This window comes from Acidithrix ferrooxidans, assembly GCF_000949295.1.
Classification (GTDB): domain Bacteria; phylum Actinomycetota; class Acidimicrobiia; order Acidimicrobiales; family Acidimicrobiaceae; genus Acidithrix; species Acidithrix ferrooxidans.
In genome coordinates this window covers 1-15,681 of sequence record NZ_JXYS01000155.1, presented here as the reverse complement: position 1 = coordinate 15,681, position 15,681 = coordinate 1, and the positions used below count along the sequence as shown (strand labels likewise).

Sequence of the window (15,681 nt, the reverse complement as noted above, 5' to 3'; positions counted from 1 at the left end):
CCTGGACGTTTCCTCCAAGTTTATATAAACCATTTCGGTCAGCCATTGCTTTTCGTAGCTTATTTAGCATCAACCAGCCAGTCGAATAAGATACTTGAACGAATTTAGCAATGGTAGTAGCCGAAAGACCACGCTTGTCGTTGGACAATAGATAGATAGCGGAGAACCACTTGGATAAAGAGATATGGCTTCGATGGAAGATGGTTCCGGAGGTAACGCTAGTTTGACGGTGACAAGATTTACATTGAAAAACGTGGAGCTCGAGATGCTGCATTTCTTCGATGGTTTGGCCTGATTAAGGTAAACTGGTCAGAGTCACACTTTGGGCATCTAAATCCCTCTTTCCACCGCAATTTGATCAAATGATCTTCACATGCTTCCTCTGAAGCGAAGCGTACCATAAAGCCTGAGATATCCACCATGCCTCCTTTATCGAACATCTGTTCTACTAAAGATTAGCTCCAATCTGGTCTCGGTGGAGGCGAAACTTACGAAACTTGATAAGTATGCTTTGAAATGTCCTTGGTAGAGCGACTTCTCAATACATGTGTGTTTGCGTCTCCACATCCGCTACTCCGCGAATCTGATTCCAAAATGGCTCTTGCTTACGAAACTTGATAAGTATGATAATCTTTGCCTTGGCGAGACGAGAAAATGATCACTAGGTGATTTGAAGGAAGTCAACTCAGACCACCTCAAACCAACTCTATTGACTCTGAACTACTACATGGATGTTCAACTAAACAAAATCATGCTAAATCACCACTAACAATAAATCGACAGAAGTGATAGCAAGAATCACCGATCGCCATTTAGATCTCTCTAAGAACGATTTGTCTGTCATCCAAAAGTTGTAGGCCACCTTTTAGCACTGCGATTCCAACTAACAAGAACAAGAGCCAATTGCAGAAGGGAGATACCACAAGGCCGATTCTGTTTTCTTTGGCCATCTCCAATTCGCATCGACTTGTTTAGATCTAATAGGCCAGAGCCTGGGGTAAACAAAGATGCCAGAGTTATTATGCCTGACTAGGGGCACAAACTATTCATCTATGGTCATCTATGGTCATCTATGGTCACCTAAGAGTGAGCGAGGACTATCGAAAAGCCTGGTCGAACCACAACTTATCGAACCACAACTTTCGGATGAGCCCTGAAATCATCCCTTGGATCATTGGTCGAATCAAAAATCGCGACTTTACTTATCTAACATGGAAAACAACTTTGCAGTGAGAACTGAAGGTCTCACTAAAAAATATGGTGACAAGATCGCAGTTAACTCCGTTGATCTTACGATACCTAGAGGCGTCGCCTTTGGCTATCTTGGCCCCAATGGCGCAGGAAAGACCACTCTGATAAGGATGCTGCTTGGTCTTACGCCATCCACATCCGGGCAGATGTGGATGCTAGGCGAAAAAGTCCCCGAACACCGCTCTCTGGCACTTGCTAAGGTTGGAGCAATCGTAGAGGAACCTCGGTTCCACGAATATATGACCGCGCTAGAAAACCTACGCATCGCTGCAGCAGTCCGCGGACCCGAAGCGGAGAAGCGAATTGGGGAATCGCTCGAACGGGTCGGCCTTGGCGAACGATCAAAAGACAAGGTTAAGTCGTATTCATTGGGGATGCGACAACGTCTAGGAATTGCTCGATGCCTATTGACTGACCCCGAGCTCTTGATTCTAGATGAGCCAATGAACGGCCTGGATCCTGCTGGAATAATGGAATTTAGACTTCTGATTCGAGCATTTGTTGGCGAGGGTAGAACCGTTGTCATCTCTTCTCACCTACTCGATGAGATTGAAAAGACGTGTGATGCTGTCTCAATCGTGGACCAAGGACAAATCATCCGCCAGGGAAATCTCTCCGAGATGTTCGGAAATCCATCGGGCGAAGTTGAGATAGAGGTCGGAGACAGCGAAGGTGCCCTTAGCGTACTCTCCCGCCTCTCCTATGTTTCAAGCGTCGAGTTGGTTGGGAAAAACCAACTGAAATTTGAGCTCAACCCCGAGGTAAAGCCATCGCAGGTCAACTCGGATCTGGTATTGGCGGGCGTATTAGTAGAAAAATTCTCACCGACTCGCAAGACTCTCGAAGACGAGTTCCTGTCGATTACCTCAAATATGGGAATTCACTAGAAAGAAAGATAAACAAATGTGGTTTCTAAGAAAGATGGTCTCCTCGGAGGTACTTAAACTTCGTCGGAACCGAGGGCAATTTTTAACTGCTCTACTCCTCACGGTTGGCGTTGTCATCGTCGACTTTGCAGTCGCAGAGGGGCTACACCTCTACAACTCGACTTCACATGGCCCAGCTGGTGGGACCAGCAACTTCCATAACCTAATCACGATTCTAACCTTCATAGGTTCGACTGCAGCGATTATCATCGGGGCATATGCCGGATCAAGCGACGAAAGCTCGGGGGTATTTCGTGATCTTGTGGCAAGTGGACGATCCAGGACTTCGCTCTATTTAGCTCGAGTGGCTGGAGCAATTCTGTTTTACCTGCCATTTCTCATCGCCGCCCTCGCCTTGGGTATAGTTGGAACGATTATCTTCCACGGTAATCTTCCCAACCCAACAGCCGGTGACTTCTTTAGGAATGCAATAGTGACAATTGCAGTGACCATCTTTTATCTCACCCTCTCGCTCGGCTTTGCGAGCCTCACACTCTCACGATCCATCACAGTTGGGGTTCTGTTAGTTTGGGTACTCTTTGCTCAACGACTAATTGCAGCGATCACTTTTCTTGGGTCATCCAGGAAGGCGCTACCTTTGGTTGCTCAACACGCGCTCAACTCGGCTCGAGGCGGACCATTTTCGGTTCCAATCAATGAAGGCGTTATAACAGCCGTGATAGTTCTTATAGTATGGTCAGCAGTCGTGCTGGGGCTAGGCGCGGTGCGAACTGTCAGAATGGATGCCTAGCATCTTAAACAATGGGAATTTCAACCGACAAGATCTTATCTAGATCGCCCTACCTCATTGGGAATGGAAAGCGCCGATCGACAATCGCTTTCGGCGCTTTGATCGCCTTTTTGATGATCGTGAACGTCGCAATTATGTTTCACGAGCTTGGATCGGTGTCCTCCACTAAGCAAACTGTGGTAGTCATCTACTCAATGGCGGGGTTGATCGGCATTGCCCTACTTTCGCTATCTCGACGATGGCCAACTTTTACGGTGGCCATCGTCTTAGTGTTTACAGTAATAGAACGATCATCTCAATACCAGACGGTCTATCCAATTCCACTTCTTATTGGAATCTTCGCCTTTTCGGTCCTTAAGCCACCAAAGAAGATCATCGTGATGGCTGCGGTAGTTACCGTGGCATATTTTATTGATTCGGTAGCACTAGGTATTGGTCACTATTTGGTAAGAGGCGCCTTAGCCGCACTCTCAATTGTTGTTCCGGTTTCATCATTTGGACTTTGGATTGGGACAAATCAAGCCTACGTTAAAGAACTTCGAGACAGATCGGCGCAGCTAGAAAGAGAAAGAGAACTTTTAGCCGCTCAAGCTGTAAATGATGAGAGGGTTAGAATCGCCCGAGACCTCCACGATGTAGTAGCTCATCACGTCTCGCTAATGATAGTCCAAGCAGGTGCGATCAGGGAGTCGCTACCGCCTGCATCTCCACTTAGGGATTCGCTTGATCAGCTTGCAGATACCGGGCGAGGAGCTATGTCTGAGATGCGCCGCATGCTCAATGTACTTCGAAATGACCGAGAAAATTCAATACTTCCTCTCTCGCCAGCACCCGGAATACACGAGATAGAAGCTCTAGTTAGCCGAGCGAACGATGCCGGTTACGCGATCAACTATCGAATAAAGGGCCAAGCGATAGATTTATCAGAGACCCTAGGAACAACGGTCTTCCGGGTAGTCCAAGAATCTCTAACCAATATCGTAAAGTACGGTATCGGAGTAAGTGGTTTTGTAGAGATCGAATATCGAGGCAAGGAACTTGCCATAACAATAGAAAACTACGGACCGTTTCGCCACCACCTAGGGGGCGATGGCCATGGAATCGCTGGAATGAAAGAACGTGTAAACCTGTTCAACGGCTCTCTCGATGCAGGATATGCATCCGATGAAATATTTCGAGTCGAAGCTCAGATTCCACTTTCCAAAAAGGGAGAACAAGTTGATTAAAGTGGTCATAGCAGACGATCAGCCCCTCATGCGGTCGGGATTTAGGATGATCTTAGAGGCCCAGGAAGATATCAAGGTTGTCGCAGAGGCTGGTGACGGAGCCACGGCGGTATCGTTGTGCGAAACATATCATCCAGATATTGCACTCATGGACATAAGAATGCCCATTTTGGACGGCCTCAAGGCAACACGGCAAATAAAAGATACCAAAGTTCTAATTCTTACCACCTTCAATCTTGATGAATACGTCATAGGCGCACTTCGTGCAGGTGCAAGTGGCTTCCTTTTAAAGGCTGCCACTCCCCAAGAATTAGTGAGATCTGTTCGAGCAGTAGCTGCTGGAGATGCCGCCCTAGCTCCAGAGATAACCCGATTGGTCCTTGAAATGGTCCGAGTCCCCCAACAAGATGAAGTGATTGCAAATCGTGCGATAGAAGGTCTAAGCGCTCGTGAGATGGAAGTCCTAAAACTTCTAGCGCAAGGAATGTCGAATTCAGAAGTTGCGGAAAGACTTTTTGTCTCTGAAACCACAGTAAAAAGTCACGTATCTCACCTTTTAGCTAAACTCGGTCTTAGGGATCGTGTTCAAGCCGTCGTAATGGCCTACGAACTCGGAATCATACGTCCCGGAGAGAAATGAATACCAGCAGGATCATCGATAAACGATAAAAACTGATTATTGAATTCCATGAATGACTTTCGATGGCACAAAAGGCTCGTCCCAAACCATCGCTATCTCCAAAGCGGTCGCCGATCTTGCCCGTCTCACGCTAAAATGGAGGAGACCAGCGCCCTCGTCATCTGGTCGCCCCACTCTACAGCATCTAAATAGACCAGTTGCAACTTTGAGATAGGGATATTGTGTTGGCTAGCAAAATCATCCTCGAGTTCGCCGCTGCCCAAGAATCCGAGCTGGAGAAATTCTGCCTCAGCCAAAATCTTGCCCAGATCACCCTCAAGGAATAGAGCTGCTGAAGCAACCTCTGGATCAATCGGCAGACCAGCCAGGACCTCCTGCACCGGCACCCCCAGCAAAAGGTCGAGACTTGAAAGCAGACCAGTTGTATATGCAGCATTGGCTAGCTCTGGATCTACGAAGATTGCTAGTTGCTCGCAAAGGCGAGCTCTAATAAGCGCAGTCGCAATACGCTGATCGGGTATGTTCGCGGGCTCCACCAAAAGCATCAAGGTAACCCAGGTCTGCAACCTTCTCCAGCCCAGCAAAGCAATCGCCTCATTTAGAGATCTAATCGATCGCTTCATACCGTAAAATGATCCTTCGCTCGCACCTTGAAGAACCCTATAGGCTAAGGCCGGATCTCTCTGGACAATGCACGCAACCTCATCTAAAGTCGAAGCGGGTTTATTGAGTTCCGCTGCTAGACGAATATTGGTAAGATTCGCTGGAGCAAGAGTCCTTCCTTCAATTAGCTGGGGCCTCGAAAGGACATAACCTTGAAAAAAGCTAAAACCCATTTCAGTGAATCTCTCTAGTTCTTCCCAGGTCTCCACCTTTAAGGCGATGGTATTGATATGGAATATTTTAGCTACCCTAATCAGCTCTGTAATCTCGTCATCACTCCACCTTTGAATATCCACCTTAATAAAATCCACAACCTCCAGGAGCTTCTCTACACCATCGAACCACTCAAAATCATCTAGAGCTAGTAAAAAACCTTCGTTCGAAAGTCTACGTAACGCTATAGCCAATTCATCGTCTTGTAGAATTGTCCGAGGGATCTCGAGCACGGTACGATCCGGGGGGAAAACTATAGGCACCTCCCCTGCTATGATGCGATGATCGGCGTTGAGAAACAAAAGTGCCTCACCGGTAATCCGTTCGATTCCCAGGACAAAGGCATCGACCATCAATTGAGCCGTCATTAGGTCCCCTTTGTCTTGAGAAGCCATAGGGCTTCCTTTCAGCCTCCCCCGAAACAACAATTCATACCCAACAACTTCAAGGAGTCGATCAAATATAGGCTGACGCGCCAGTATCGATTCATTACTCACGGCCGTCTGGTCCATATGCGCATGTGCAAAACTATCCATTTGTTCATTGTCAACCAAACCTTACGGTCTAACTTCATCGCATTCCAAAATTAATCCCAAAAATACAACTTTCTTACAACGAACATCGGAACTACCGAGACTTTGAAGACCCAACTCCATATGTGAATTTATCGGCAAATAAAGCAGTTTCATAAATGATATTAAAACCATATACATCAAAAAAAGTTTGTCATCCACGGAACTCCCGAATAAAAGTCACTAAAAATTTAGGCGGAATAATAAATGCCTTGGCCTTCAAAAGGATTTGTTCAAAGCCATCTTCAAATGACATGATTCAAAATGATCGGTCATATATCGGCCCATGTCGAACTTCTTAGCGGCTTAAACCTCTAAATCAATTCTCGTGCAATTTGGCTTTGGGGGAATTTTGCGGTGCTACATTGAAGATGAACAAATATACCATACAGTAAAGGCAGCATATATATTTGGCGCGCTGTCGGTCATGAATTTTTTTTATTGAACACAAAATCGAAAGTTTAAAAGCTCTTTGACGTCGCCGACGTTGCATACAAAAAGATATCAAGATAGCAAAAGGGGCCGGACGGGCACATTATCATTTCGATATTCAGCAAAGTCTGGCGTCACCATGGCCAACAAGCTAACCTATCTAACCGATTTAAAGTCAACACAAATGGCTTATGAACCCAATATCGCCTCCGTCCCAAATAAACTAGCAAACCATAATGTCTACTAATCTAGAAAATAGTAACAAGCAAACCAATCTTGATAATTGCTAAAAGCAAAAATACCTAAAACTAAAAAGTAATTATTAGGTCAGTAATTAGATACTAGTTCTTAGGTTGAAGCGAAATGTAGCAAGAAAAACTCCTCCTAAATACACGCAATGAAACATATTCCTATGTAGAAATCGATAAAATCTCCTCAATCAGGGCCATCTCTAACCGACCAATCGGTCATAAGTGTAGGCATAATCTTATAAATAAACACTTTTTGGCAACTGCCGAGCATAGCAAAAACCATCGATCGATAATCACGGCGAGTCGGGGTCAACCGGTGCTAAACAGCCAACCCCAAAGATGCGAACCAATGGGTCCAGATAAAGATGAAGGGTTTCGATCAATTTAACTATCGTCGTCTAAGGGGTGGCCCTTTTCTTCTTAAAAAAACGAGTTCCAGGCACGCATCTATCTGGTGCTCGATTGAATAGATGGCGCTTTTCGAATAAAAAATCTTTTCATCAAAGTAGATTCTCTAGAACAAGTCACCTTGAGCTAATCAATGCGAAAATCACCGATCTTAAAATCTGCCCAAGTTGTCTTTGCGCTCAGCAAGCGAGATGGCGATGCCGGGAGTCAAACAACACTCAAATACACTTTCGCCCGAAAGCTCGTGCCAAAGCACAGCAATCTTCCAAATAGGCCCTGCTCAACTACCCGTTACCTTCATCTAGCAGGAACAAAAATAACAAATTCGCAATCGATACGGGCCAGCTTTGGTAATTTGCTACTGCAGAAACCATCCTGTAACAGACTCTCGAAGGGAGCGCTGTTCGATTTAGACAAACAGTCAAAATGTTATTGACCCGAGCGTACCATCATCATCGGTCGATGGCCCATAAATGCTGACAAAAGAGTCAAAAAAAATTAATTTGAAGACGCTTGGATGACGATTAGATCATAGGAAAAATTTGAAGCAACCCAACAAGGAGTTCGATGTGCCGCCATCACTCGATGAACTAATCGATCAATTTGACAACGTTACTTCCAGTGAAAGCACTGGGGCAGCCGTGCTTGAACTGCTCCTAGACACTGATATCTCGGTCGGTGAAATAGCTTCGGCTATCGAGGAAGACCCTTCGTTTTCGAGACAACTAATTTCGATGGCGAACTCTCCGCACTACAAAAGAGCCAACGCCACCAATCACCTTCCGACTGCCATCTGTCGCCTGGGGCTATCCACGCTGGAAGCCTTGTCGGCAATGACCATCGTTGACCACGTAGCACCTCTAAAATGGTCAGACTGGTCTAATGCTTTGAGCGTAGCTTATGGATCTTCTAACCTCGCTAGACGCTATCGAGAGGACTCTACAAGTGCATTCAGCGCTGGACTGCTCCACAATGCGGGAGAGATCGTCATGGCCCACATCGATCCAAGCGGATACGAAGTTATCCTATCAGAATGCAAAAACACCGCAAGCGCCCGAACCATACAAAAGATAAAGTCAATGGAGATAGAACTCTTCGGCATAGACCACTGCCATTTAGCAGCAGAACTGATGAAACGCCTCCACTTTTCGCCTGACGTAATAGCAGCGATCGCTCACCATCGTGATTTTCAAATCGCGACCGATCCACTCTCAAGGAGCGTGGCCGGAGGGGCCAGGCTGTCTAGCCTTCGGACCATGAGCCCTGAGGCAATGCCATCGGATCTATTGCTTCCGATGGGTATGGATATAAATGACGCCCTTGACTTTGCAATTGAAGCAAGAACTAAGGCTATCGAGACACTAGGCATCTCTGACACCACATTAGGACTTTTGGTAATTTAGCCTGATGGCAAGCATTGCAAAAATATTAAATGTTTCTGGACCCCTTAGAAGATCCTCTTCTCGTCTTTGAGACAAAAAATCCAGCGCCAACCACTACAACCACCAGTACAAAGCCAAAAAATAGCGATGTCATGAGATGAAGTACCCAATTTATAGCCAATATAGCTACTAGTGCAGCCGCACCAATTCCGGCAAATTTAGCGATTCGCATCTTTGCTCCTTATCTATTGAATAAAAATTATCATATCTCCAAAGCCTGTGAATTTCTTTGGAACTACACAAGCAATTGAAAAAATATTTATCGCTGCAAGAAGCTCCAGCGGGTTACCTCTAAAAAAAAGGCCCTAATCGAGTGGCCAAAAAAGTACCCAGCCGAAACGAAGATCACCCCAACCAAAATAGAGATAACAAAAGGAATAATAAACAAGGAGCCTAACCCAACAAGTTCAGCTACTGCCCTTGCGTTGCCAATAACGTCAAGCCCCATCAAAGCCTTAAAGAGCATCTCCAAAAGAAATGAGACTGTCGATGCGTAGATCAGATAGCGATATCCACGACGTAGCTTGACCAACCCAAAGATCAGGCCCAGCACTATTGTCAGCCCCCAAAGGCCTGAGATTGATATAAGAACCATCACTGCCGTCAAAGTTCCGACAATCAGATATTGCAGCTTTGATGACTTTTTCTGGACTCTGGATGGATCAATCATTGAACTACCTTCCAATAAAATGCGAACATAGTGGTCATCGAAGCGTCCAAAGCGCTATCGCCGAGCTCGCCGAGGTTGGAACCATTGGCAGATAACGACCTTGACGCCACGCTAAAGCCTGGTTGGAATATAGCGGTGATATAGGATTCTCACTTTGACCACCCGGAATAATACCAACGAACTTAACTCCCAATTCGCCGACCATTCGCCAACTCGGACCGGCAGTGCTCAATAGGTTTCCATCAGCTGCATCTACAGTCCAGGAGTCACCTGCGCCTGGGAACGGCCCGTAAGAGAACTGCTTTACTTGAGCCAATGAGACGAACTCGCGTTTATGAACCTTTCCCCACTCGAGAGCTGACAAAGAACTGCCATAGGCCTTGTCAAGCTGCGTCACGGTCTGGACGAAAGCTTTGAAGATGATTTTGTTCCTACTCTGACCTGAAGTAATCGAGGTATTAAATATTCCCGTAGAGGAAGGGTGTAAAGAAGCAGCCTCTATATCTTCGACAAGTGCAGTCGAGGGAGTTCCTACTACTAAATTTGGATCCTTGGCCGTTGGTACTCCAGAACGAGACCATAACCCTCCAAAGGTATCTGTCATGTAATTCTGGAGGAAGTACCACCAAATCGTTGCCGCAGAAGAAGTCGTGTCCATCGAATAATTCCACTTCTCAAGACTCGACAAATACTGTTTGTAGAGTGGCGATAGTGTGAATGCGCCACTTGGATTCGAAGAAGCAACAGCACCCTTAATCAGCGGCACAATCTCGCTAGCAAGTAAATCAACATTGTTCGACTGGAGTGCCTCCATTTGAGCCATCGTCACTTTTTTCGTACTTGACAGAACTTTCTTTATGGTGCGAGCTCTAAATCCGTTGGAAAAAAAGTTAGCTGAGGTTCCTATGTAATATGGATACTTTGAGGTAACCTCGCGCTGATTGGCCGAAAATGCAAAGTGCGTAGGTGGATCATAGACCATTGGAACTTGGGAATAAGGTATAGTACCCACTACATCGTTTGAGCCATTTCCAGAGAGAGGCAGCCAAGGTCTCGCCGCTTTCACCTGAGGATAGATGCCAGGAGCCACAATTCCTATATTCCCATGGACATCTGCGTAAGCAAAGTTCTGTGTGGGGGCGAGCCAAGTCTTGAGTGAATTGCGAAATTGGCTAAAGTTGCTAGATCTCCAGACACCAATCATGGCGCTTAGATCTCCCGAGGGAAGTGCACCCGTCCAATAGACCGAATCTGAAATGCCAAATTTTGAGAGTATCGGACCGTGTACAGTCAGACGAACTTGGTAACTCTTGTAACCACCACCCCTAAGTGGAATCTTGTAATTAATTACATTCATCTTTCGCCACTTGGACTTCCATAAATACTCACCGGGTCGACTTGGCGATGTCACCTCTTGGTAAAAAAAGGTAGCTTGATTTTGGGTATTGGTTAAGCTCCAGGCAATATTTTTATTGTGACCAATTAAAATTCCCGGCAGACCTGGAATTCCAACGCCGGAGATATCAATAGTGGGAGAAGATGCAACCATCTGATACCAAACCGAGGGCAAAGACTGGTGCAAATGCGGATCTCCGGCGATCATCGCATGTCCGTTAGCCGACTTAGTAGAGTCAACAACCCAATTATTCGAGTTGCCGCCAACGCTTTTGAGTAAAGGCTGGGACGAATTGACCCAATTGAGAATCGATAGATCCACATTTTTCAAAGAAGTAGCTGAAAGCTTGACCGACGATCGCTTCTTAGGTTTGTTCATGACCGTCTTAGCCGCGATAGCTCGACCTGTTGAATTTGGGGTAGTCCCAGGAATTACCTGTGTAATCGGCGAGAGTGGCGCCTTCTTATATGGTCCCAAGTCATATGGTGCCTGAGGGTTGTTTGCTACCACTGGAAAGAGCGCCATCGTCTTGGTGTAGCCCAATGACTTCTCTAATAACTGATAGTCGATTGAGGTTACATTGAAATCTAAAACCTGGGTCAAATCGCCTTCAATCAAGAGCGAATCGATCGGCGTCCAATTTGCTGGGGTGTATTTAAGAAGTTTAAATTGCGCAGGCAGGTTGCCATTGGACTTGAACTGCGAAATTTGATAATTAACCCCCGCGGCATAGGCAAGCAAATCCTTGCCCAAAACCGACTTGCTCCCTATCTTCTTCCACTCAGCCGCAGCGGTTCGATTCAATCCCAAGGTCAGCTCAAGTTCATCGTTGGACAGAGCGCTGTTGCCAACTATCTGAGTCAGAGTTCCCGAAGCCTCTCTGCGGAGTAGATCCATCTCAAAAAGACGAAAGTGGGCATGAATATAACCCATTGCTTCAAAGAGATCATGGTCAGAACTGGCATTTATGGTGGGTACTCCGTTGGCATCAAATGCTACAGTTACGGCCGAGTTCAATCCGGGGAGGCGAAGCGTCTGCGTAACAGGAGGTTTTGCATTATTGGCCATAGTCCAAACCCCTAGAAAAGGATTAAATGTATTTCCAAGAGATGGAACCGTTCCATAACCTGAGATTCCCAGGGATATGGTTACAACAAGAACTAGCGTTGCCACAATAAGCTTGGCAATAGCACGCCCCTTATTCTTGCTTATAGACAAATTCTACTACTTTCCTAAAAAATTCAAGAACTTCCGGCACTCTTTCAAAGATCTACCCCAAAGGAAATTCTCAATCCCTTGTGGTTCGAACGACCACTTCACACCAAGGCGTAATCAAATCGATCCACTGCATGAACATACCATACTTTTGCTGGCCCGTTGCCCCCAGAATTAGATTTTAAAGAGGTGGTTGACAACTCAATCAGTCAATTCGGGGCCAAGCACCCACATGGCTAAGCCAAATCATAGGCCCAGCCCATTATGGCCCATTGATACAAAAACGAGAGTTAAAAACTTTAAAGCCCTAAGGTCAACTAATTTGCTAGGCGCTTTTAACTCACGACAGATACCTAATCAATAGTCACCATATCTAGGAGTGCTCAGTTCTAGCCAATTGCCGTCATACCTTCAACCGGGCATATGAGCGTTAAATTAGAAACGAAAATGAATGGGCAAACTTATAAGGAAGCGACTTTGGATGTCGGATAGCTAGAACTTTAGATTGCGCCAAGGTATAGATTACGATTTCGAAATTTCCAAGAACTCGATCTTTCTCCTTTACTATAGAGAACTTCGAATTTGCATCTGGAAGTTGAAAAGCAACAACGCAGACGTGAGATCCTGCACCCTTGCCAAGACTTTTCTCAAACCGCCTCACGATATTGTATGGGAGAAGTTTGACCCCTAAGAGGTGCGCATTTTTACCCGCCACCTGAAATGAGGCCGGTAACGCCACAAAACACGATGCAGAAGACGTGCCCAACCCAGCCGATGCACCCCCACAGGATGACAAAAGCAAAGCTAAAGAAAGTAAACTTGCCGCTCCAAAGAGCCGCGCCTTAGAGCCAACTTGAAATCTAACTCTCATTTAGATCACCATTTAAAATTTCAACGGGCAAAGATTCAGCTATTGGAGTTGAACTTCGCCGCCGTGCAAAGGAAGTCCAAAGGTATGCGCCCCAGCCAATTGGAATCGTCATCCAAAAGCTTATCAAGCGATAGATCAAAACCGCTGCTACCGCCGACTCTTGAGCGCCCCCATAGGCGACTAGCGCTATGGAAAGACTCCCCTCCACCACTCCTAGTCCGCCCGGTGTAATCGGCAAATTCGCTGCCAGCTGTCCTGCACCGTAGGCGAGAAGCAAGCCTCGCCAGGGAATCGATTGATTGATGGCATAGTATGCAAGCACGAGAACACTCGCATCAAACACCCAATTCAAGGTTGCAACAAATGTCGCCAGTAAGACTCGTCTCAGCGTTGGCCGCGTCTCTTGAAAGGATTGACAGAGCGCATCTACTTCCCCTATGCCTCCTCTTGGTAGGCGAATAAGTCTGTATGTCAACGCCAGAGATGGTCTAATTATCTTTATCAAAATCGAGGGTGAAGATATCAGCCAAGAGAGGCCAACCATTACGACCAACACTCCAGGAATTACCAAAATGAGATCCAAGAACTCCGAACTTCTAATCGAATCAAAGACTCCGATCAAAGCAAGAACAGCCAATCCAGCGCCTGAAAGAAGATTGGTGGAGATTATCACCCAACTATCGAAGATCGAATCGGCCCCCATTTGGCGATATTCACGAAAACTGTAGATCGAAGAAAAGGCCGTGCCTCCAGGAACGCAATTGTTGATGGTGGTCGTAGCTATCGAGATCGCTACAGGATGGAAAAAGCCAGTTCGTAAAAGACGGGTTCGTAAAAGCAAAATCGTAAAGATGCCAAAGGCCAGCACGGAAGCACCTTCTGCGAAGATCGCTAGAACTATATATGGCCACTGCGCAGACTCAATCAGCTCGAGAGAGCCCCCAAGTTCGCCAGACTGCCCACTGATTACATAGACACCAAAGGCCAAAACCCCAATGGCAAAGGCCGAACCAAGAATCCGTCGAGCTCGACGATTCGACTTCAAACCACGAATCCCATTGGATGATCGCGCCGAATTATTTGTCTTCAAGGAATGCAATTCATCACTCTCTAAAGAGACCACCAGAGGCAAAGTCTCAAGGCTACTGCGCTAATGGAGCTTAGTTACTTTGGCAATATAGCCATTGTAACGACCAAGTATTAACTAAACCTGGATCCACCGAAAATTTAGCCGATCGACTTTGATTTTGGCATAGAAAAGGTGCTCTGAACTGGTAGAATGATGTTTAAAGACAATTCAAATCTATCAGTTTAAGGAGCACCTTTTAGATGCGAGCATCTGCTAGTAGTTTAGACCGTTTGATAGTCACCTTTGACGATTCGAACGCAGTTTCCAACAGTGGGTTAATACTCCCTATCACCCTTGCTGAGAGACTTGGCCTTAGGGATCTCTTTGATTTACACATTGACCTAGAGGATCGTCCTGGACGAGCAAATGTTGGCAGAAAAGCTATGGCTATCGTCGCATCTATTTTGGCCGGTGGTGATTGCATTGATGACACTGCAATCCTTCGAAGCCCAAATGCACAAGTTATCCTTGGTCAGATAATGCCAGCACCATCCACTCTTGGTGTCTTCTTGCGTAGTTTTGAGACCAGTGACATCGCAGATGTTGAACGAGTTGCAGCTTTGTTGCTAAAACGAGCCTGGCTAGCTGGAGCAGGTCCAGGTGATGAGCCGCTCACCATTGATGTTGATTCCACAATATGTCAGGTATATGGAAACAAAAAAGAAGGAGCTTACTTTGGTTATACCAAAGTAAGGGGGTATCACCCACTAGTAGCAGCAGTTGGTAAAACAGGTGACATTCTTGGAATAGTGACACGTGAAGGCAATGCCAATACCGCTCGTGGTGCCGGAGAATTTGTAACTCAGGTAATCAACAATGCCAGAGCCGCCGGAGCAACTGGTGAAATAACCATGCGTTTTGACTCTGGGTTCTACTCAAGAGCCGTTAGAGACGCAGCTAGTGCGGGTGATGTTCGCATTTGCATTACAACACGGATGTCAAAACGATTGAAGCAGGTTATTGCAGCCATACCAGAAGAAACATGGACTTCAATTCCCTACTGGCTTGAAGGTGGAGCTGATGTAGCAGAAGTGAAATACCGTCAAATACAGTAAATTGCGCATTTGCAAGAGATAGACAAGACGTTCGTCTTATCGTAGGAAGAACAAAGCCTACTCCAGGGTCTCAGCTGGCACTATTTAGAGACTATGACTATCACGCATTTATTACCGATCGACAAGGCGAAACGCTCTTTCTTGAGGCTGATCACCGAGCACATACCCAGATCGAACTAGTCATCAAGGATCTCAAAGGAGGTTCGGGATGGAATCATGTTCCATCCAGATGCATGAACGCTAACCCATCTTTCCGAAAATCAACCTATTCTCCCAGCTAGTTGAGTATGTGGTTTTAGGTTGGGACACTACAAATGCGTCGCAATCGTCTTTATCCGTTTAAGGGGATCACTAACTCCTAAGAGACGGTAGATCTCTTTGTGAACCGGCTCAGAAACACCACTAGTGCGGATGTGATAGACAACGCCTTTATCTGATGTAAGAACTATGGTGGCTCGGCGGTGACTGTTGAGTTGCTCTTTGATGGTTGACCATCTTCTCTTATCGTTATTTTGCCTTAAGGTCAGCTCAATAGCACTAAGGAGGTGATAGGCAAGTACTGAGATGAAA

At 46.1% G+C, this 15,681-nt stretch carries 12 protein-coding genes and 3 pseudogenes; 7 read left to right on the top strand and 8 right to left on the bottom strand.

What is annotated here, in order from left to right; genetic code table 11:
- A pseudogene (locus AXFE_RS19705) lies at window positions 1-419 on the bottom strand (IS1595-like element ISAxf1 family transposase); the annotation flags it as partial.
- Window positions 420-510: 91 nt separating this feature from the next.
- Between AXFE_RS19705 and AXFE_RS19700 the strand changes: the two are divergent.
- The 5 genes and pseudogenes from AXFE_RS19700 to AXFE_RS17835 all read left to right on the top strand — a co-directional run.
- Window positions 511-618, top strand: a pseudogene (locus AXFE_RS19700) (IS1595-like element ISAxf1 family transposase); the annotation flags it as partial.
- A gap of 611 nt (window positions 619-1,229) precedes the next feature.
- Window positions 1,230-2,138, top strand: coding sequence for an ABC transporter ATP-binding protein (locus AXFE_RS17850; protein ID WP_052607238.1), 909 nt, complete (start codon window positions 1,230-1,232; stop codon window positions 2,136-2,138).
- Between the two features lie 16 nt (window positions 2,139-2,154).
- Window positions 2,155-2,928, top strand: coding sequence for an ABC-2 transporter permease (locus tag AXFE_RS17845; protein ID WP_052607237.1), 774 nt, complete (start codon window positions 2,155-2,157; stop codon window positions 2,926-2,928).
- Window positions 2,929-2,939: 11 nt separating this feature from the next.
- A complete protein-coding gene (locus AXFE_RS17840) occupies window positions 2,940-4,154 on the top strand; it encodes a sensor histidine kinase (RefSeq protein ID WP_052607236.1) in 1,215 nt (404 codons plus the stop codon).
- On the top strand, window positions 4,093-4,794 hold the full coding sequence (locus tag AXFE_RS17835; RefSeq protein WP_052607235.1) for a response regulator: 702 nt from the start codon (window positions 4,093-4,095) through the stop codon (window positions 4,792-4,794). The genes AXFE_RS17840 and AXFE_RS17835 overlap by 62 nt, the downstream gene beginning before the upstream one ends.
- A 125-nt stretch (window positions 4,795-4,919) precedes the next feature.
- Here AXFE_RS17835 and AXFE_RS17830 read toward each other — a convergent pair whose 3' ends face one another.
- On the bottom strand, window positions 4,920-6,065 hold the full coding sequence (locus AXFE_RS17830; protein WP_407071699.1) for an EAL and HDOD domain-containing protein: 1,146 nt from the start codon (window positions 6,063-6,065) through the stop codon (window positions 4,920-4,922).
- 1,810 nt (window positions 6,066-7,875) lie between these two features.
- Between AXFE_RS17830 and AXFE_RS17825 the strand changes: the two genes are divergently transcribed.
- Window positions 7,876-8,736, top strand: a complete 861-nt coding sequence (locus tag AXFE_RS17825; protein ID WP_082058893.1) for an HDOD domain-containing protein — start codon at window positions 7,876-7,878, stop codon at window positions 8,734-8,736.
- 25 nt (window positions 8,737-8,761) lie between these two features.
- Here AXFE_RS17825 and AXFE_RS17820 read toward each other — a convergent pair whose 3' ends face one another.
- The 5 genes from AXFE_RS17820 to AXFE_RS17800 form a co-directional block, all read right to left on the bottom strand.
- A complete protein-coding gene (locus AXFE_RS17820) occupies window positions 8,762-8,947 on the bottom strand; it encodes a hypothetical protein (protein ID WP_052607232.1) in 186 nt (61 codons plus the stop codon).
- 87 nt (window positions 8,948-9,034) lie between these two features.
- A complete protein-coding gene (locus AXFE_RS17815) occupies window positions 9,035-9,445 on the bottom strand; it encodes a hypothetical protein (protein WP_052607231.1) in 411 nt (136 codons plus the stop codon).
- A 34-nt stretch (window positions 9,446-9,479) separates the two neighbouring features.
- A complete protein-coding gene (locus tag AXFE_RS17810) occupies window positions 9,480-12,059 on the bottom strand; it encodes a penicillin acylase family protein (RefSeq protein ID WP_052607230.1) in 2,580 nt (859 codons plus the stop codon).
- 427 nt (window positions 12,060-12,486) lie between these two features.
- Window positions 12,487-12,927: a hypothetical protein gene (locus AXFE_RS17805; RefSeq protein ID WP_052607229.1), complete on the bottom strand. Its 441-nt coding sequence runs from the start codon at window positions 12,925-12,927 to the stop codon at window positions 12,487-12,489.
- Window positions 12,917-13,972 (bottom strand): lysylphosphatidylglycerol synthase transmembrane domain-containing protein, encoded by a 1,056-nt coding sequence (locus AXFE_RS17800; protein WP_160291937.1) that lies wholly within the window; start codon window positions 13,970-13,972, stop codon window positions 12,917-12,919. The genes AXFE_RS17805 and AXFE_RS17800 overlap by 11 nt, the downstream gene beginning before the upstream one ends.
- Before the next feature lie 284 nt (window positions 13,973-14,256).
- Here AXFE_RS17800 and AXFE_RS17795 point away from each other — a divergent pair, with 284 nt between their 5' ends.
- Entirely contained in the window at window positions 14,257-15,111 is an 855-nt protein-coding gene (locus AXFE_RS17795; protein ID WP_052607227.1) for an IS1380 family transposase, read from the top strand.
- Window positions 15,112-15,419: 308 nt separating this feature from the next.
- Here AXFE_RS17795 and AXFE_RS20240 read toward each other — a convergent pair.
- A pseudogene (locus AXFE_RS20240) lies at window positions 15,420-15,681 on the bottom strand (IS1634 family transposase); the annotation flags it as partial.